Annotated in this window: 15 protein-coding genes; 9 read left to right on the forward strand and 6 right to left on the reverse strand. The window is 39.0% G+C overall.

Translation table 11 applies throughout. The annotated features are described in order from the left end of the window. Positions 1 to 59: 59 nt before the first annotated feature. From B5X76_RS07395 to mazG, 6 genes are all read right to left on the reverse strand, one after another. The gene (locus tag B5X76_RS07395; protein ID WP_079642471.1) at positions 60 to 353 is read right to left on the reverse strand and encodes a hypothetical protein; all 294 of its coding nucleotides are present in this window, start codon (positions 351 to 353) and stop codon (positions 60 to 62) included. Between the two features lie 120 nt (positions 354 to 473). Beyond that, positions 474 to 4,016 (reverse strand): chromosome segregation protein SMC, encoded by a 3,543-nt coding sequence (gene smc / locus B5X76_RS07400; RefSeq protein ID WP_079642472.1) that lies wholly within the window; start codon positions 4,014 to 4,016, stop codon positions 474 to 476. A 104-nt stretch (positions 4,017 to 4,120) separates the two neighbouring features. Continuing rightward, the gene (locus tag B5X76_RS07405; protein WP_079642473.1) at positions 4,121 to 5,713 is read right to left on the reverse strand and encodes an ABC-F family ATP-binding cassette domain-containing protein; all 1,593 of its coding nucleotides are present in this window, start codon (positions 5,711 to 5,713) and stop codon (positions 4,121 to 4,123) included. A gap of 303 nt (positions 5,714 to 6,016) precedes the next feature. Beyond that, positions 6,017 to 6,631 (reverse strand): deoxynucleoside kinase, encoded by a 615-nt coding sequence (locus B5X76_RS07410; protein ID WP_079642474.1) that lies wholly within the window; start codon positions 6,629 to 6,631, stop codon positions 6,017 to 6,019. 59 nt (positions 6,632 to 6,690) lie between these two features. Next, on the reverse strand, positions 6,691 to 7,689 hold the full coding sequence (gene trpS, locus B5X76_RS07415; RefSeq protein ID WP_079642475.1) for a tryptophan--tRNA ligase: 999 nt from the start codon (positions 7,687 to 7,689) through the stop codon (positions 6,691 to 6,693). Positions 7,690 to 7,750: 61 nt separating this feature from the next. Beyond that, positions 7,751 to 8,560 (reverse strand): nucleoside triphosphate pyrophosphohydrolase, encoded by an 810-nt coding sequence (mazG, locus tag B5X76_RS07420; RefSeq protein ID WP_079642476.1) that lies wholly within the window; start codon positions 8,558 to 8,560, stop codon positions 7,751 to 7,753. Between the two features lie 543 nt (positions 8,561 to 9,103). Here mazG and B5X76_RS07425 point away from each other — a divergent pair. The 9 genes from B5X76_RS07425 (at position 9,104) to B5X76_RS07460 (ending at position 20,496) form a co-directional block, all read left to right on the forward strand. Continuing rightward, entirely contained in the window at positions 9,104 to 9,412 is a 309-nt protein-coding gene (locus B5X76_RS07425) for a hypothetical protein (RefSeq protein ID WP_079642477.1), read from the forward strand. Positions 9,413 to 9,597: 185 nt separating this feature from the next. Beyond that, on the forward strand, positions 9,598 to 10,839 hold the full coding sequence (gene rocD / locus B5X76_RS07430) for an ornithine--oxo-acid transaminase (protein ID WP_079642478.1): 1,242 nt from the start codon (positions 9,598 to 9,600) through the stop codon (positions 10,837 to 10,839). Positions 10,840 to 10,963: 124 nt separating this feature from the next. Then, on the forward strand, positions 10,964 to 11,608 hold the full coding sequence (locus tag B5X76_RS07435) for a hypothetical protein (RefSeq protein WP_079642479.1): 645 nt from the start codon (positions 10,964 to 10,966) through the stop codon (positions 11,606 to 11,608). Positions 11,609 to 11,695: 87 nt separating this feature from the next. Beyond that, a complete protein-coding gene (locus B5X76_RS07440; protein WP_139375229.1) occupies positions 11,696 to 13,393 on the forward strand; it encodes a tetratricopeptide repeat-containing sensor histidine kinase in 1,698 nt (565 codons plus the stop codon). Positions 13,394 to 13,404: 11 nt separating this feature from the next. Next, positions 13,405 to 14,070, forward strand: coding sequence for a response regulator (locus B5X76_RS07445; RefSeq protein ID WP_079642481.1), 666 nt, complete (start codon positions 13,405 to 13,407; stop codon positions 14,068 to 14,070). A gap of 115 nt (positions 14,071 to 14,185) precedes the next feature. Further along, positions 14,186 to 14,569, forward strand: a complete 384-nt coding sequence (locus tag B5X76_RS21630; protein WP_139375230.1) for a hypothetical protein — start codon at positions 14,186 to 14,188, stop codon at positions 14,567 to 14,569. A 237-nt stretch (positions 14,570 to 14,806) separates the two neighbouring features. Next, complete coding sequence (locus tag B5X76_RS07450; protein ID WP_079642538.1) at positions 14,807 to 15,883, forward strand: efflux RND transporter periplasmic adaptor subunit; 1,077 nt, start codon at positions 14,807 to 14,809, stop codon at positions 15,881 to 15,883. Positions 15,884 to 15,902: 19 nt separating this feature from the next. Further along, a complete protein-coding gene (locus tag B5X76_RS07455) occupies positions 15,903 to 19,067 on the forward strand; it encodes an efflux RND transporter permease subunit (RefSeq protein WP_079642482.1) in 3,165 nt (1,054 codons plus the stop codon). After that, a complete protein-coding gene (locus B5X76_RS07460; RefSeq protein WP_079642483.1) occupies positions 19,060 to 20,496 on the forward strand; it encodes an efflux transporter outer membrane subunit in 1,437 nt (478 codons plus the stop codon). The genes B5X76_RS07455 and B5X76_RS07460 overlap by 8 nt, the downstream gene beginning before the upstream one ends. Positions 20,497 to 20,562: the final 66 nt, after the last annotated feature.

The raw sequence follows: 20,562 nt of genomic DNA on the forward strand, positions 1-20,562 counted from the left end.
AACAATGTTTTAAACAGTAAAAGAAGCGGGATCTGAATTTTCAGATCCCGCTTCTTTTCTTATTTTAATTTATTTATTGCGTCCTGTTCTTTGAGTTTGTCTACATTATTTTTGTCGCCAAACTCTTCTGTTTTTTGTTGGAATGCGTCCAAAATCTCACGTATAGCGTCGGAATTCTCTGCAGTGCGTTGATAGATATCAGGCATCTTGGACTCTATTAAATTGTCACCCAGTTCAATGTTGTCCACCTCGATTTTTCCTATCTTTTCCAATACCGCTTGTTGGCTATTACGCACATCTTCCAGCTCGCGTGTGATTTTTTCCATCAACTCAAATTTCTTTAATTTATCCATTTTCTCTATCAGTTGTTACATCTATAGAACGGTCGGAAACAGAAAAAGTTTGTTCAAAAAAAATCCCAATAACTTACTGAAGTTATTGGGATCTCTAATTGCTTGTTTTGTTGTACAGCCCTAAGCGACATCGCGCAGGTCAACAGGCACCACGCGAGATATACCTTGCTCTACCATGGTGACACCGTATATAATGTCTGTACTTGCTATCGTACGTTTGTTATGAGACACAACAATGAATTGCGATTGATTGGAAAATTCACGTATGATCTTGTTAAATTTATCAATATTAGTGTCATCCAAAGGCGCATCGACCTCATCGAATATACAGAAAGGGGCGGGTTTCAATAAGTATAATGAAAACAGCAAAGCAGTAGACGTAAGTGTTTTTTCTCCACCGGAAAGCTGATTGATTGACAAAGGACGCTTGCCTTTCGGACGAGCGATAATATCAATGTCCGATTCCAATGGGTTTTTAGGATCACTCAATATTAAATCACAGCTGTCTTCTTCGTTGAATAAAGAACGGAATACCCGGATAAAGTTCTCTCTAACAGAAGTAAAGGCCGCCATGAACTTGTCATTGGCACTGTCATCAATTTCTTGAATGGTCGATAGTAACGAGTCTTTAGCTTCTACCAAATCATTTTTTTCTTTCGTGATAAAATTGAAACGTTCCGTAATTTCATCGTATGCTTCCTTGGCCATCGGGTTGATGGTTCCATATTCATCAAGCTGCTTTTTCAATCGTGTACAGGCCGAACCTAGTTCTTCCTGAGATTGGGTTAACTCAGGCATATCGCCCTCAAGAAGCTCCTTGATATCAATATTGAATTCGACTGCCAACCTTTCTTTCAAACTGTTAAGGTCGATTTGTAGAGTAGTCTTTTTATCTTTAATCTCTGTCACCAAGAAATCATACTGATCCTTCGATTTTCTAAGCGCGGTCAATTCTTCTTCTAAGTCATTGAGATGTTTACGGAACGCATAGAAAACTTCCTCCATTTCGTGCAAAGCTTTTTCTAACGATTCTTTTTGTTCGTAAAGCTCTTTGAGGTCATCATCGTTGCTATCTGTAAACGTCAAGGCGTCTTTCATATCGAGCTTAATCTGCTCTTGATCAGCTGTGTTTTTATTAATACGGGATTCTAAAGCTTCCTTTTGACTTTCTCTGTATTCTAGGTCTTTTTGAATACCCGATACCTTATTTTGCTGCTGATGCAGACGAATATTCTCTTGGTTGTAAGCCGTCGATTTTTCAGTCAACACTTCGTTCAATTCCTGAAATGCATTTTGAAGGTCTTGGGACTGCTTTTGGCGCTCCTCACTCTCCACATGCAGAATCTTTAGTTCTGGTTCTGCTTTATTAAGATCTTCGGATATCTGGCCTAGACGAGCCTCGATATCAGCTTTACGATTCTGTGAATTAGCCAAAAAGGCCTGATATTGCTCCTGTTTAGTCTTTACGGATGTCCATTCATTTTGAAGGCGCGCTAGCTGTATGCGTAGCTCATCAATTAACTCCTTTTGAGATTGTAGTTTTAATGAAGCAATAAGTTGAATTTGTTCCTGCTCGACTTGTTGCAAATCAGCAATGTGTTCATTCAGCGCTTTTATTTCTTTCGCCAAATTCTCTAGGTTCTTTGCTCGTCCGATTCTTTTTCCTTCAAAAAGTCCTACCGAACCACCACTCAAGCCTAATTTGTGCTTATTGAATTTACCTTCATGGTGCAGTAATATACTGTCAGTAGAAGGCAATTCGACTTCGATAGATTTTGAATCATCAGCATGTAACAGATAGACATTTTTCAATAACTCTAGGCATAGCTTTTCGTATTTTTTGTCTACTTTGATGACCTGCATTGCAGGGATCATATTGTCAGGAATAATGACCGCAGACGCTGTTTCTACAGGAAGTACTGCATCTAGAACAAAAAAGTTGGCGCGTCCTCTAGCAGCGTCGCTCAATAGATTGATAGCCTGAATAGCATCTTGCTGTGTATCTACTACATAGTGGTTCATTACTGACTCCAGGTAGTTCTCAATAGCTACACGATATTCCTCTTTACAAAAGAGAATGTCCGAAAATAGGGGGTAAGATTTGCCCCAACCCGCATTTTTACGTAAAAATTTGATTGACTCGGGAAAACCTTCCAAGTTGTCCACCAAAGACTTTGTAAGGTTATATTCATTCTGCTTAGCATCTACCAAGCGAGACTCCTTACTTAGTTGATCTTTTGCTTTACTCAGCTTCTCTTCTGCTGTCTGTATTTTATTGCTGAGATCATTCTCTTGTTCAAGTACTTGCTCGTATTGTGATTGCTGTGCATCTACTTTCAGTTGCAATTCATTCACAGATAGATTGAATTGATTCAATTCTTCGGCTTTACTACTTGCGTCGGTTATATTGCGAAGAGATTCTTGCTCGAGCGATTCTTTCTGAATATTAAAGACAGCAATGTCTTTCTCTACTTTGTAGATTTTATTCTGCAATTCATTGTTATCTGCTGCAAAACGGTCTAACTTATTTTTAGCAGTCTGTTGTTGACCTCTTAATTCTTCAACCTCTGTTTTATTCTTCTGGATATCATCTTGGTATACGTCCAGTTTTGCCTGTTCTTCATAAAGCTCTTCGTTGAGTCTTTTTAGGGTATAATCCACATGGCTCAACTGTTGCTTGTCAAGATTTTGCTCGGTCTGTATACGTGCATCGCGCTCTTGCAGATGATGTAGACGCTCGTTTTTTATTTTACGCTCTGATTCATAGGCGCGAATCTTATTCTGGAATTCGTGCGTAGTTTTTTGTTGCGTGGATAAGCTTTTCTCTTTAACTAAAATTTCTTCACGACCTACACGAAGCTCTTTCTCTTTATTGTCAATTTGTTCGAGGGTATTTTGAAGCGCTTGTTGAAGATCTTTTTCTTTTTCACTCAAAGAGGTTAGATCTGAGCTGAAACTATCTAGACGATAATAAGCTAAACCTACACTAGCCTGCTTATACTCTTCTTTCAATAAGAAGTACTTGTCCGCTTTCTTAGCTTGATTTTCTAAGGACTTTAGGTTTTTTGTGATTTCATACAACAAATCGTCTACACGGGATAGATCCGCTTCTGTCTCTTTTAATTTGTTAAGTGTTTGTTTTTTCCTAACCTTATATTTAGATATACCAGAGGCTTCCTCGAATAGATTCCTTCTTGAATTATCTTTATTGGCGATAATCTCGTCAATCATTTTCAATTCTATAATGGAATAGGTATCTGCTCCGATACCGGTATCCAAAAAGAGATCTGTGATATCTTTGAGTCGACACTTGACATCATTCAAACGGTATTCACTTTCGCCTGTTCTATACAGTTTACGAGTGATTGTTACCGTTGTAAATTCCGTAGGTAAGACACTCTTGTTATTGTTAAAGGTTAGGGACACTTCAGCTAGATTGGCAGGCTTGCGTGTTTTCGTTCCATTGAAGATGATATTTTCCATCTTTTCAGAACGTAACGTCTTTGTACTCTGCTCGCCTAATACCCATCGGATAGCGTCAACAACGTTAGACTTGCCGCAGCCATTCGGACCAACGATTGCCGTGACCCCCTCGTTAAAATTTATTGTGATTTTGTCACCAAAACTTTTAAAACCTTTGATTTCAAGCTTAGTTAGCTCCATTCATCTTGTTGTATTAGTTCCCACGAAAATAAGCAATAAAAAAGAGAATGGGAATCTAGTTTTTGCACATTTTAATAGATTTCCACATCCGCTAAATTTACTGTTTAAAGGGGGTAATAATCTTTGATCTGTATATCTTCTAAAAACCTCGAATCGTGCGATACTACAACCAACGTACCTTGATATGAATTTATCGCATGAGTTAGAATCTGCACATTTTGTAAATCTAGATTGTTAGTCGGTTCATCCAAAATGATAATTTCTGGAGGCGCTGCGGATAATGTAAGACAGCACAGTGTTAAACGTAATCGTTCGCCGCCACTCAACATAGAGACCGACTTATTCCAGTCATCCGGTTGAAATAGAAAACGTTTTAATCTCGTATTTATTTCTGCTGGTTGTAATCCCGAAGTGTTGAATTGTTGGGCTTGCTCGAACAAGCTAAGCCCATTCTGCAAGAGCGCATATTCTTGATCGACATATACAGTCTGTTCATAACCGAAAAAGCATTGCCCTTCGCTGGGTTTCAATTGTTTTTGGATAAGTTTTAATAAGCTGGTTTTACCGCTTCCATTGTCCCCCTGAATCGCAATCCGTTGTCCGCTCCTTATCAAAATGTTTAATGGATTTGACCAAAGCTTTTTACCATCCCTCTTGGCGATTTGGATGTCCTTGCCTTCAAATAAGATTTTCCCTTCATGTACCTTGACGTTTTGAAAGTCAAATTTCATTTTATCTAACTCAGGGAGCGAGGACTTTAGCGAACTTAAGTCTTTAACTAGATCACTGATCTTCGATTGATGAACCGCTTTAAGTTTTGAAGTGCTGTTTTCAGCTTTGTTCTTTAACGTATTCATCATGATGCGGGCTACCCCAGCTTGTTCTTGTTTACGGTGGCCCCGGGCATCTTGTTTGTTCTGTCGTTCTGCAGTTTCTCTTTCCTTAATTTTGGCCTTCCGTAATTCTTTCTCTTTCGAGCCAATATCTTCAGCCAACGCATTCAGTTGTATATGTTTTTGCTCGAGGTAAAAATCATAATTTCCTCCATAGCGCTTTACACCATCTGGATTCATCTCAAAAGTGACATCCAATAGTTTTAATAACTGTCGATCATGACTTACGACCAGTATTGTTTTATTGCTTTCTTCTATGTAGCGGTATAGTTTCGTACGGCTGGAGCTATCCAGATGATTCGAAGGCTCATCCAATAAGACCAATTCAGGTTGGTGAATATCGATGCCTGCAAGGAATACTTTAGTCTTTTGTCCGCCACTTAGCTCACTCATCGGAGATCTTAGGTTAATGTTCGATAAGTCCCAATAAGACAGTGTTTTCTGGCAACGTTCCTCAACGGTCCAATCATCGTTCAATATGGTGTAGTCCTGTTCATTAACACTTCCGCTCAACACATTGTCTAATGCTTGGAGTTTGTCTCGAATACCTAAGGCTTCGGATACAGTCAGATGGTTATATTGACCAAATGCTTGTGGAACAAAATAAATAATACTACTGTTTATTTGTATTGTACCTGTATATGGTGAGGTACATCCACTAATGAGGTGAAGTAAAGTCGATTTTCCCACACCGTTATTGCCGACTAGAGCCGCTTTTTCTTGGGGCGCCAATCGAAAATTTATATTTTCGAACGCAATGGTTTTATTGGAAAATGCGTAGGATACATTTTGTAAAATAAGCATAATTTCTTCTTTTAGAATGGTAATAGAATAACAAATCCAGTTAGCGGATATGTCGTATTAAAAAAGAGAAGAAATTAATTTTACATATATGTACTTTGATGTTTGTTGGTACAAAGATAATAAAACTTTCATAATCCACCAGCTACTGAATTATGAAAGACCTACTGCGTCACTTCGACCTTGTGGAGAGGTCTATGGAACTATCTAGAGAGAAATTTATGTCATAAGATCTCTCCGCTACGGTCGAGATGACGGCAAAACGGTCAAATAAGTGAAAAATATATTTTAGGGCCTTTTAGTTTTTTAGAACAACCCGTATAACTCAGCTTCAATCTTCTGTATGATGCTTCCTAGGTCTTCCGGCTTATTTGCAAAGTCTAAGTTGTCTTTATCTAATACCAATAGTTTGCCTTCGGTGTAGTTGTTGATCCATTTTTCATACTTGTCATTCAATTTGGATAAGTAATCTAATCGGATGCCCGATTCGTAATCTCTACCGCGTGTTTGGATGTTATTGACCAACGTCGGTACAGAAGCTTTTAGATATATCAACAGATCGGGTGGTTTGATATAGTGGATGATACTCTGAAATATGTTGCTGTAATTTTCAAAGTCACGTGCACTCATCAATCCCATATCATAGAGGTTTTCAGCGAAAATGTAAGCATCCTCATAAATTGTACGATCTTGAATCATGTTGATGCTTTTACTTTGTAACTCTACAATGTGACGAAAGCGACTATTCAAGAAGAAAATCTGTAGGTTGAAAGCCCAACGCTTCATATCGCTATAGAAATCCTCGAGATAAGGATTATCGTCCACAGTCTCAAACTGAGGCTCAAAATTGAGGTGATGCGCCAATAGCTTTGTTAAGGTCGTTTTTCCGGCCCCGATATTTCCTACAATTGCAATATGCATAGCTCAAATAAAAATTAAAAAGTCAAAATTAAAAACGTATTTCCCTTAGTCGCAACTTGTTAAAATAGCTTTTTTATACCAATAATTTCTCGCACTTCACGAAGTGTTTTTTGTGCACTGGCAGAGGCTTTATCCGCACCGAATTTAAGTGCTTTCTTGATATACTCTTCGTCCTTGGATATTTCCTCGATCCGCGAACGCACTGGATCGGTAGCAATTACCATATCTTCTGCCAGTTGCTTTTTAAAGTCTCCATAACGTATTTCACATTTGTTATACAAATCATCAAAATGAGATAAAGTATCTGTAGAAGAAGCTACTTTCATTAAGTCAAAAAGATTCTGTATGGACTCTGGTTTTACCTGATTAGGCTCGGTCGGACCTGAATCAGATACGGCACGCATAATCTTTTTACGAATTATTTCGGGGGTATCAGACAAATAGATGCAATCAGCTTCACCGTTTGATTTTCCCATCTTGCCCTGTCCGCTTAATCCAGGTACTTTTACCAGCTTTTGGGCATAAGAGAAGGCAAAAGCCTCCTTAAAGTAATCTACTTTATAAAGATGATTAAAACGGTTTCCAAATGTTCTAGTCATTTCCAAGTGCTGTTCCTGGTCTTTTCCTACCGGCACTTTGGTCGCGTGGTGAAGTAATATATCACATGCCATCAATACAGGGTATGTCAGTAAACCGGCATTTACATTGTCTGGATTAGAACGCACTTTATCCTTAAAAGAGGTCGATCTTTCAAGTTCTCCAAGATAGGCATTCATATTCATATAGAGATACAGTTCTGCTACTTCTGGCACATCAGATTGTACATAAATAGTCGACTTTTCAGGGTCAATTCCAGCAGCTAGATACTCGATGACCACATTGCGGACTGTAGATTGTAAATCTTGAGGAGCTGGATGAGTCGTAAGTGAGTGTAAATCAGCTATAAAAAAGAAGCAGTTGTAGTCATTTTGCATTTTTACAAAATTGCTCAGCGCTCCGTAGTAGTTTCCTAAGTGTAATTTTCCGGTACTTCTTATACCGCTAACGACAGTTTCCATATGCTGCAAAATTAAGGAATTATTCCTAATATTTCGTTTTACCTAACCTATATTTTGGAGGCTATAATCCCAAAGACTTTGCTTCATTCCAATAGATGTCCATTTCATTCAGGTTCATCTCACTAAGTCGCAGACCATTTTCATTTGCTCGCTTTTCAAGATGGGTAAACCTGCGAATAAACTTTTTATTGGTTTTCTCCAGCGCATTCTCTGGATTTATTCCCATATGACGGGCGTAGTTAATCAATGAAAATAGAAGGTCGCCAAATTCTCCCTCCGCTTTTTCCTGATCAATAGTTTCTCCGAGTTGCAGGTCAAATTCTTGTTTAAACTCTTGTAGTTCTTCCTCCACTTTGTTCCATACCTCCGCTTTATCTTCCCAATCGAAGCCTACACCTCGTACTTTGTCCTGTATACGATAGGCTTTTACTAAGGCAGGTAGAGTTTTAGGTACGCCAGATAGTACCGAACGATTTCCTTCGTTCAATTTGATTTGCTCCCAATTATTCTTTACATCCTCGTCATTTGATACTTTTGTGTCCCCATAAATGTGTGGATGCCTATGTATCAATTTGTCACAGACATTATTTAATACATCCGTGATGTCGAAAATATGCTGTTCTTCTGCAATTTTGGCATAAAATACCAAGTGCATCATAAGGTCGCCCAATTCCTTCTTAACTTCATTGAGATCTTGATCCAATATAGCATCGGCAAGCTCATACATCTCTTCAATGGTGAGATGCCGCAGACTTTCCATCGTTTGTTTTCTATCCCACGGACAGTCGATACGTAAGGTATTCATTACAGTCAACAGTCTGGAAAATGCATCAGATGGATTTGTTGCTGAGGGAGGGATTAGATGTGCCATGCCGTCGAAATTTTGTTATTCAAAGGTAGTGTTTTTTCTGAAAGCGTTTGTTCTTTAAAGACATCAAGAACTTTTATGAGGGAACGAAGAAATATACCGTTGTTTTAGCCAAAGCAAAATCAGTGGTCGAAAAATTATTTACCTGTGTTTTTTATTTTTATTGTTTGAGGAGATTAATGGACGATTTTTCCATGTTTTGCTAATTGTCCGTGTTTTTTCGCAAACTCTACCTGTACATTTTCCAAACTCAACCTGTTCATTTTGCAAACTCTACGTGTTCATTTTTAAAAAAGACTTCGTTGAGTTTTATAGAATTACACACTTTTTAGTAGCTCAAAAATGAGGGTTCTCGATAGAGCTAATTTTTAGGGGCTCTATTCAATTATTTTTTTTAGCTATGTTTTATCCTGGCGGGAAGTCTTTTGAGAGATTAACTTAGAGTTAAGTTGCGTTTTTTGTTCATTTCAAAAAAAAGTAAACCGATTCCAGAGTTAGTTGTTTTTAAATATAAACAATGTCATTTAAAAAAATAAGGAGGTTTTGATGGAAACAATCTTCAACTACGAATCTGCAAGTGTGGCCCTAAAAAAGCTGACTGATCTGGGATATACCATTGATTATAATGTGCTTTTTGAAGAGTTATTTAATGCGGCCGAAGAGTATACAATTGATTACCTTTATCGTTATGAAGGGGCTACGGACCCCAGTGACGAGTCTACGGTTTACGGAATCCGGAATATAGTTACTAATGATAAAGGCGTTTTTGTGGTAGGTGATTTATCATTGGTAGAAAGTAAGAAGAGAGAAATAATTCTGAATTTGGAGCTGCGCTCAAAAAATGGTGGAAACTAAAATGTTTTTAATCTGTGATCGAATAAATTCTTGTTAGCTCATATATTTTGTTTTGGTTTTATTGATTTTGGAAATTGTCTTCGGGGTACGTTATTATTTTTCTAGCTTTGAGGAAATATAAAATTTCTAAATTGTATTTCTTCCTCATTAGGGCTGAAATCACAAATTAAAACAAGAATAAACTTATGTATTACAATTATCAGATTCCAGAAAAGTCTTCTTCTTATATTGATATAGAAGAAAAATGTGGTGCGCATAACTATCATCCTCTACCTGTTGTTTTAGCAAAGGGAATCGGTGCCAAAGTTTGGGATGTAGAAGGTAAAGCGTATTTTGATTTTTTATCTGGTTATTCTGCAGTAAACCAAGGACATTGTCACCCTCATATAATCAAAGCATTAACTGATCAAGCCCAAGAGTTGACACTCACTTCTCGTGCTTTTCATAGTGACAAGATGGCTGGGTACACCCAATACATAACGTCGTATTTTGGTTACGACAAAGTGTTGCCGATGAATACAGGGGTCGAAGCTGTGGAGACGGCATTGAAACTAGCGCGTAAATGGGGCTATGAAGTTAAGGGGGTAGAGCAGGGGCAAGCGAAAATTATTACTGTGGAGGGCAACTTTCATGGTCGTACTATAAATGTAATCTCTTTTAGTACAGATGAGACCGCAAGGAATGGCTTTGGTCCGTTTGTAACCGGCTATGTAACGATTCCTTACAACGATATTGAGGCGTTAGAAAAAGCTGTTCAAGATCCCAATGTGGTGGCGTTTTTAGTAGAGCCAATACAAGGCGAAGCGGGCGTTTATGTGCCAGATGAAGGTTATTTAACATCTTGTTACAAAGCATGTAAAGCTAATAACGTATTGTTTATTGCGGATGAAATACAGACAGGATTGTCCCGCACCGGAAAAATGTTGGCCTGCGATCATGAAGGAGTGAGAGCCGATATCTTAATTTTAGGAAAGGCGTTAAGTGGAGGAGTATTGCCTATATCCGCAGTGCTTGCTGATGACGAGGTGATGCTTTGTATTAAAGCAGGCGAACATGGGTCTACTTATGGAGGCAATCCTTTAGCTTGCGCTGTTGCTATTGCTGCATTAGAGGTGCTTAAGGAAGAGAATCTAGCTGAGCGATCAGAAAAATTGGGTAATATCTTTAGAGCTGAATTAAGAAACTTAAATAATAAATACGTTAAAGAAGTACGTGGAAAGGGGCTGTTAAATGCTATTGTGATTGAACATAGCAACCCCGATGCAGCGCAGTATTTTTGTGTAGAGTTGTTAAAGAACGGCTTGTTAGCCAAACCAACTCATGGCGACAAAATTAGATTTGCTCCACCTTTGGTAATATCTGAGGAGGAACTAAAAAAGGCTATTGATATTATTGCTACAAGCCTTGATGTTTTGAATACAATTTAATAACGTGTTGTTATTTTTTTAAAGGTGGTCGTCTTAGACCACCTTTTCTGCATAATCATTATTTATGCAATTCACAATAAACCTATACCTGTCAATTAGGTCAAAAGGTTAAATTTAATAGCTTATGAAGCAGTTTTCCACATTTCTTTTGCTTTTCTTTGTCTTCTCTACAGTAGATGCTCAACGTCGTCAAATTCAGGAAGATATTTTTGGTAATTTAGAGTCCATTTCCAACGATAAATCTTACAAAGCCAAACTTGAACGTAATATTTTTGATGATCTGGTGTTTACGGACAGTAAAAATAATAAGCTGCATTTTGAAAAGAAATACTTAGAAAGAGAGTTCCCAGGTGTTCTGGCTGATAAGAAAAAGCAATCCGAAATGCTTACCCGGTTGATACGAGAAAATAGACGTCAGTCATCATATTCTGCAAAGTTTAGTATTGATATATTTGATAATCTAATAATTGAAGACAATCAAGGGTATAAACTGAAACGTGGGACTGATATTTTTGGCAATGAAAATGTTGTTGAGGAATACGGAGGTACAAAGACTTCTTTTAAGCGGACGCTGAACGGCGGACTAGAATACATTGATGGAACGGAGAAAGCTTCCCTATCAAAAGATATCTTTGATCGATGGATTTATAAAGATAGTTTCGGAAATGAGATTCAGTTTGGCAAGAGTTCCTGGGAAAGAATTCTTCGAAGATATCATAGCGAAGAGTCGGTATTTAACGGGCTACTTGACGACTACTTTTATCGTTAAGGTCAAATACCTTTTTATGTAAAATAAAGATCGACGTATGCTGTCTGATCTTATCTTTTTTGTAGATTCAAACCAAAATTGAAGGTCTTGAAAAAAATACAGCTACTTTTGGTTATTTTTATTCTTTGTTCATGTTCGAACAAGAAGACTCAAGAGGTGACTGCCGTTCGGTTGGATTTGTCTAAGAATTATCAACGGGCTTTTGATTATCTAGAAAAAGGACGGTCCGACAGTGCTTTTATAGCATTTGAAAAGATCAAAAGCTTAGCGGTCGAGGCAAAAGACAGCCTCAACATAGCCCGTTCTTTGATCCAGATGGCTTTTATCCTTAGAGAGGTTGGAGATTATTATGCTTCGCAAGAGTTCTCTTTAGAAGCAAATAGATACTTGGATAGTACGGACACTACCCATAAAACTTATTTCAGCTCCAATTATAATAGCCTAGCTAATGTGACAAGTGCGCTAAAAGATGTGCAGAATGCGCTCGAGTTTTATGATAAAGCTATACAATATTCTACAGATTCGCTGAATACTAAAGAGTTTTTAAATAATAAGGCAAGGACATTGTCGGATGCGGGAAAAGGGAACGAAGCGTTGAGGATTTATGAGCAGATATTAAATGATAGAAACAAGAATGATAACGAATATGCCCGTTCACTAACAAACTATGCCGTCGAACGCGAGAAGTTGGATAAAAAATACAACCCGTTATCGGATCTTCAAAAGGCATTACGGATTCGTTTGGGCAGGAATGATCAGTGGGGGTTAAACTCTAGCTTTAATCATCTTGCTTTGTATTATGAAGATAAAATACCGGACTCGGCTCTTCACTATGCAAAATTGAGATACGACATAGTTAGTAGACTCAAAAAACCTGATGAGTGTCTAAAAGCGCTGTATCAATTGATAGCGGTTAGTCCAGAGGATAAAGCTAAGACCCTTTTTGTTCGCTATAGAGCATTAGGGGATAGTTTACAACGGGTACGCTCAAAGTCAAAGAATCAGTTTGCGTTGATCCGCTATGAGGTTGAAAGGAGTAAGTCTGCAAATCTTAAGCTTGAAAAAGATATTAATGACAAATTGTATAGCATCAATATGCAAAGACTGTTAACGATAGGTGGGAGCATAGTAGTTTCAATTTTAGGCATATTCGGTTACGTGTGGTACAAGAGGCGTAAACAACGCCTACTGTTGGAGAATAATAATCGTATTAAAGAACATCAGTTGAAGACATCTAGAAAGGTTCATGACGTCGTTGCCAACGGATTGTATCGGGTTATGACGGAGATTGAAAACCGTGACGATATAGATCGAGAGGGTATATTGGATCGACTAGAGGGAATGTATGAAAAGTCAAGAGACATTTCTTACGAAGTTCCCACTTCTGATAGGATCGATACCCAGTTGTATAATGAATCATTGGGGATTATGTTGCGCTCCTTTGCTACTGAAAATCGTCAGGTAATTTTAGCCGGAAATGATTTGGAGCAATGGACGGCTGTGCCGGTTAATGTTAAAATTGAGATTGAACAGGTACTTCAAGAACTCATGGTAAACATGCGCAAGCACAGTGAAGCTGATCGGGTGGTGATTCGTTTTGAACGAGCTACAGACATTCTTCATATTTATTATATGGATAATGGTATTGGTATACCCTCAAATGTCAAGAAGGGGAATGGATTAAATAGTATAGTCAATCGGGTGGAAAGTATACGCGGCAAAATTACATTTGTTAATGAGCAGCGGGGAGGTCTGAAAGTTCATATTTCGACTCCTATCTCTTAAAAATCTATTGTATGTTTAAAAAGGTACTTATTGCAGAGGATCATGAAATAGCTAATATTTCAGTACAGAAGACACTCCAGGAACTGGGTATTGTCGACACCAAGTATGTGTATTATTGCGATGATGCATTGACTTGGATACGTAACGCGATTCGTGACGGAGATCCTTATGATTTGTTAATTACCGATTTATCGTTTGAAGATGATTATAATGCACAACATCTTTCGAGCGGGATTGATCTCATTAAAGCGGTAAAGATGATACAACCTCAGATTAAAATTATGGTTTTTTCTGCTGAAAACCGAAGTAGCGTGATCGAAGAGCTTTTTAAGATTCATGATATTGACGCATATGTCCGTAAAGCAAGGAGAGATGCACAACATTTGCGGGATGCTTTACAAAACACCTTTAATGATCGAAAATATCAATCTCCAGATGTTAAACAAGCCATGCGCGATCGCAACACGCATGAATTTAGTGTGCTGGATGTGGGGATTGTTTCTCTTTTGTCTCAGGGAGTACTGCAAAAAAATATCCCTCAATATTTGCAGGAAAAGGGTATCAAGCCCTCAGGATTAAGCAGTGTAGAAAAGCGACTTGGGATGATGAAGGATTTACTCGGATTCTCGAAGAATGAACAATTGGTTGCCTACTGTAAAGACATCGGTATAATATAGCATTTCGTATTGTAGTACTGACTTTCAAAGCTTTTTCCATACAATAGATATTTAATTGGTTAAAAAATGTTAAATGCATTTAGAATTTGCTGTCTAGATGTAAATTTGAGCCGAAATGAAAAGGACGTTATGGATGACGCTTATGGTAATTTGGATAGCTTGCTGTCCGCTATTGCTATTACTTTCCAGTCCAGTCGTGCCGTCTCCCTCGATAGCACATATCACAACATCTCACTTTAAGCCTTTTAAAAGGTTACAAGCGGAGCAACAGTCAGAATCTCCTTTTACACAGCAATCTATTATTGAAGGTACGAGTGAACTCGATTTATTTTCTGTTGTACAGAAATATTTGTCCTCACCTCACTTTTTCTTTTTGCTTGTTTATGGAGGACTGCTTATTCAATTTTTCTTTTTCTTCAAGCGACGGTTACCACTGTGTTATCACCTGGCTCCTCAAGCCCAGTATCGATATTTAACACAGCGTGTATTATTGATTTAGAATATCCACTTTGCCGAAAAGAATATCAACCCTGATACATTTCGGTTTTTATATTCCCTACAGATATTTTTCTAATGTTGAGCCTCTGCTTAGTTGCTGGTGGCAGTATACCGCTGATTTATATACGGGGATTTTTCTGGTGATCAAATAATCTATATCGTGATGACGAACTATATGTTGGTTGTTTACGAAGAGGAAATGGGTTATTCTATAAAAAAAACAAAAATTTATATTTCGATGAAAATCAATGCATTTATTGCAATTGGCGCTGCCCTATGGGTTTCCTGTTCGCCTAAACATGAAGAAAAGACAAGAGAAGAAAAGTACGCATTTACTTCGCCCTTAACAATTGATACTTGTCTAGTGCGAGAGTATGTTTCGCAGATCCGTTCACTAAAGAATATCGAGATAAGAGCACAAGAAAAGGGGTATCTGCAACAGATCTATGTGGATGAGGGACAGTATGTAACTCAAGGGCAGTTGCTTTTTAAGATCATGCCAACCTTGTATCAGGCGGAATTTGAAAAGGCTAAAGCGGAGGCTGATATGGCTTCGATCGAACTTCAAAATGCTGAAGCTTTGCTAGCGAAGAACATCGTAGCAACTAATGAGGTTAAAATGGCCAAAGCCAAATATGAACAAGCTAAGGCGGAAATGTCAATTGCAAAGGCCCACCTTTCGTTTACGGAGATTCGTGCCCCTTTTAGTGGTACAATAGATCGTATTCCACTGCGCCTTGGAAGCTTGATTGATGAAGGAGCGTTGTTGACCAATCTTTCGGACAATAATCAGATGCAGGTTTATTTTAACGTGTCTGAGCGCGAGTATTTAGACTATCAGCATGATAAAAAAACTCGGGGAGAGGACAATGTCGATTTACTTTTGGCTAATAATGAAGTATTACCCTACAAAGGTCATATTGAGTTGATTGAGAGCGAATTTGATAACGAAACAGGGAGCATCGCTTTTCGTGCCCGTTTTCCAAATTCGGAGGGTGTATTGAAAAATGGGCAGACCGGAAAAGTACAAATGAAAGTTCCGCTAAAGCAGGCCATAATTATACCTCAAAAAGCGACATATGAACTGCAAGATCGTAAATATGTTTTTTTGGTAGACAAAGCAGGGGTGGTTCACGCTAGACACATTGTCGTATCGGGGGCATTGCCCGACCTGTACATTGTAGCGTCTGGATTAGAGCCTGAAGAAGTGATATTGCTGGAGGGCGTCCAAAAGGTGAATGAAAATGATAAAGTGAAAGGGGAGTATATCAAACCACAAACTGCTATTGCTAATCTGCGCGTACAAGCAGAATAAGACTTAAAAAAGACAGAATATGTTCAACAAATTTATACATAGGCCCGTGTTGGCCATCGTTATTTCCTTGGTTATTGTTTTTCTTGGTGTTATTGCAATATTCTCCTTGCCTGTTACGCAGTTTCCATCGATTTCGCCGCCAAAAGTAAACATCACAGCCGAATACCCCGGAGCTAACGGGGAGTTAATGATTAAGTCCGTTATTATTCCTCTAGAAAGAGCTCTGAATGGTGTGCCGGGAATGAAATACATGGCTTCTGATGCCGGTAATGATGGAGAGGCTACCATCCAAGTCATATTTAATCTTGGTACAGATCCCAATCAAGCATCCTTAAATGTGCAGAATAGGGTGGCTTCCGTCGTTAATAAACTACCTCCTATCGTGGTGCGGGAAGGAGTAAAGGTGACACGGGAGGAATCAAATATGTTAATGTACATCAATATGTATTCGGAAGATACCACCTTGAATGGTAACTTCTTGTTTAACTATACGGATCTGAATGTCCTCTCTGAGTTGAAACGAGTGGATGGTGTGGGTACAGCCGAAATTTTGGGAAACCGGGAGTATGCCATGCGAATATGGTTGAAGCCGGATCGTATGTTGGCTTACAAGATTTCGGCCGAAGACGTTATGAAAGCACTTTCAGAGCAGAGTTTAGAAGCATCTCCAGGTAAAACGGGTGAAGCTTCGGGTAAGCGATCACAGGCTTTTCAATACGTATTAAAATATTCGGGTCGATATACGAATGAGGAGGGTTATGCAAATATTGTGGTTCGTGCTAATCCAAATGGTGAATTATTGCGATTAAAAGATGTTGCTGAGATAGAGTTTGGAAGCGCTTTGTACGATTTGTATTCCACACTGAATAACAAGCCTTCCGCAGCTATTACGCTGAAGCAATCGTATGGAAGTAATGCTTCACAGGTTATTAAAGATGTCAAAGCACGGATGAAGGAGCTCGAGCCCAGTTTTCCCAAAGGAATTAAGTACGAGATTAGTTATGATGTATCCAATTTTTTGGATGCATCTATGGAAAAAGTAGTGCATACTTTGGTTGAGGCCTTTATCCTGGTAGGAATTGTAGTGTTCTTATTTTTAGGTGATTGGCGTTCGACTTTGGTGCCTACCTTGGCGGTACCTGTTTCATTGATCGGGACATTTGTTTTGATGCAGGTCTTCGGTATTACCATAAATCTGATTACTTTATTTGCGTTGGTATTGGCTATAGGCATTGTTGTGGATGATGCTATAGTTGTAGTCGAAGCTGTACATGCTAAGATGGAAGCAGACCATCTATCTCCACTCAAAGCCACCAAAAAGGCTATTCATGAGATTGCCGGAGCAATTATCGCTATTACTTTTTTGATGGCGTCGGTATTTATTCCTGTTGCATTTATGTCGGGGCCCGTTGGCGTGTTTTATCGGCAGTTTTCGATAACAATGGCGACTTCTATTATCTTATCTGGTATTGTAGCGCTCACATTGACACCGGCACTATGCGCTATTTTATTAAAAAATAATCATAGTAAGAAGCGGAAGCTTTCTCCTTTGGATCGCTTCATTGCTGCATTCAATCGTTTTTTTGAAGGACAGCTCGGCATGTATCAATCTGTTCTGGCGAAGATTGTCAATAAGCGAGCTTTGACCTTTTTGATTATTTTTCTTTTCAGTGTTGGTGCATATTTTATGAACAATAGTTTACCGAGCGGATTCATCCCGAATGAGGATCAAGGTATGATATATGCCATCATCCAAACGCCTGCGGGAGCCTCTCTAGAGCGAACAAACCAAGTGGCAAATCGCTTGCAGACATTGGCTAAAGATATAGATGGTATAGCTTCAGTATCTTCAATTGCTGGTTACGAAATCCTAACTGAGGGTACCTCTGCGAATTCCGGTACTTGTCTGATCAATCTCAAAGATTGGAATGAACGTAAACATAGTGCACAAGAGATAATAGAGCAACTAGAAGAGAAGGCTAGTGATATTCCGGGAGCGCAGATAGAGTTCTTCCAACCACCCGCAGTTCCTGGGTATGGTGCGGCAGGCGGTTTTGAACTGCGGTTGTTGGACAAAGAGGGAAATGGCGATTTTCAGAAAATGGAGAAGATAAGCCGTGATTTTGTTGCAGAACTAAATAAACAACCAGAACTCTCTTCGGTTTTTACATTCTACAATGCGAGTTTTCCGCAGTATATGTTGAATATTGATAATGATATTGCTCAGCAAAAAGGGGTGACTATCGAGAATGCAATGAACACGCTATCTACGTTGATCGCTAGTAACTATGAAACGAATTTTATAAAGTTTGGACGTCAATATAAAGTGATGGTGCAAGCACTACCTGAGTATCGTGCATTGCCAGAGGATATCTTGAAATTATACGTAAAGAATGATAAGGAAGAAATGGTGCCATTTTCTGCTTTCATGCATATGGAAAAAGTATATGGATTATCTGAAATTACACGACATAACATGTTTAATGCCTCCGAAATCAGTGGAGCTGCAGCACCAGGACATAGTAGTGGTGAGGCTATTAAGGTAATCACAGCGGTCGCCGCTAAGAAATTACCTAGAGGGTACGGTATAGACTGGGCAGGTATATCCAAAGATGAGGTAGGACGGGGTAATCAAGCTATTTATATATTCTTGATCTGTTTGGGATTTGTGTACCTGGTGCTGGCTGCACAGTATGAGAGTTTTATTTTACCTCTCGCTGTTATTCTCTCGCTACCTGTCGGAATCTTTGGTGCCTTTTTTCTACTCAAACTTTTTGGGTTAGAGAATAATATTTACGCACAGATAGCTTTAGTCATGCTTATCGGTCTACTTGGCAAAAATGCGGTATTGATTGTAGAATTTGCAGTTCAAGAGCGTCGGAATGGAGCCAGTATTTTGCAGGCAGCAATGGAAGGAGCCCGTGTACGTTTTAGACCTATTTTGATGACATCTTTTGCTTTTATTGCAGGATTGATTCCATTGGTATTTGCTTCGGGCCCGGGGGCTTTAGGTAACCGTACTATTGGTACTGCAGCGGCCGGAGGAATGTTTTTCGGAACTGTCATTGGTGTCTTATTGATACCAGGGCTTTATTACATTTTTGCCCGGATGTCTGACGGAAAACAATTGATAAAAAATGAAGAAGACAACCCATTAACCGAAGAAATAGATCACCATGGATAATAAATTGAACTTAAAATATCTGGTATTTGCAGTTGTAAGCTTTATGATGACAGGCTGTAAGGTACCCGTGCTAACTGCACAGAAGCCAGTACTTAACCTGCCTCAAGTCTATTCGGAGGGAGAACAAGATAGTACTACTTGGGCCAATATACCTTGGAAGCAATTTTTTAAAGATCCTAATTTGCAGCAATTGATCGATACCGCCTTGTCCAATAGCAAGGAGTTGAAGATGGTCCTGCAAGAGGTAGAAATAGCCAAGAGCGACGTGGCGCTTCGCAGAAGTGATCTTTATCCGAAAGGAGGTGTTCGGATTGAGACGGGGATAGAGAAAGTTGGACGTTACACCAGTCAGGGAGCAGGCGATGCCTCGACGGATATGGAACCAGGACGACACATGCCAGATCCATTGAGTGATTTCGGGATTACTGCTTCTGCACACTGGGAAGTGGATATCTGGGGCAAACTACATCAAGCACAGGATGCGGCAAAGAACAGATATCTAGCAACTGTTGAAGGCAAAAATTTTGTGCTTAGCAATCTGATAGCAGAGATTGCTACTTCGTATTATGAGTTGGTTGCAGTGGATAATCAATTAGAGCTGGTTCGTCGTACGATCGATTTGCAAAGTCAAGCGTTAGAGGTCGTTATGGCACAACGTGCCGTAGGACGTGTGAATGAACTAGCTGTGCAAAAATTTAAGGCCGAATTGCTAAAAACACAGGGATTCGCCTATAAGCTTCAACAGCAAACTGTTGAAGTCGAAAATAAGATTAACTTTTTACTAGGGAGATATCCGCAGCGGATATCTCGGAATAGGGACGTTTTGATGACGGAACTTCCTTCAGAAGTAAAGTTGGGTATTCCTGCACAAATACTTCATAATAGACCGGATGTCCAACAGGCTGAACTGGAACTGAAGGCTGCTGATCTGGACGTTAAAGTAGCTAGAGCAGAGTTTTATCCTTCGCTAGATATCTCCGCTGCGGTAGGTTTGCAGGCTTTTAAACCATCTTATCTTATCAAAGCGCCGGAATCTATGTTGTATTCGCTGGCTGGAGATTTATTTGCCCCCCTAATTAATCGGGGAGCTATACAGGCCGAGTTTCGTGCTGCCAGTGCTCGTCAGTTGCAAGTATTGTATCATTATGAGCAGGTCGTACTTAATGCTTATTTGGAAGTAGCTAATCAAATGTCAAGTATATCAAATTTACAGGCTGAGATTGAAAAACAAGATAAGCAAGTGCAAATATTGAACGAAGCAATTATCGTCTCAAAAGAGTTGTTTATTGGAAATAGAGCAGAATATCTGGAAGTATTGACTACACAGAGGGACGTATTAGAATCTAAATTGGATTTGTTTGAACTGAAAAAATCACAGTTTTTGTCCCTGATCAATGTGTACAAGGCTGTAGGTGGTGGATGGAAATAATCAAATTTAAAGAAAAGTGCTGCTTTACGGGTTCCCGTAAATCTAATTTACCACAGTTCTTACCTT

The organism is Sphingobacterium nematocida (assembly GCF_900168125.1).
In the GTDB taxonomy this organism is placed as follows: domain Bacteria; phylum Bacteroidota; class Bacteroidia; order Sphingobacteriales; family Sphingobacteriaceae; genus Sphingobacterium; species Sphingobacterium nematocida.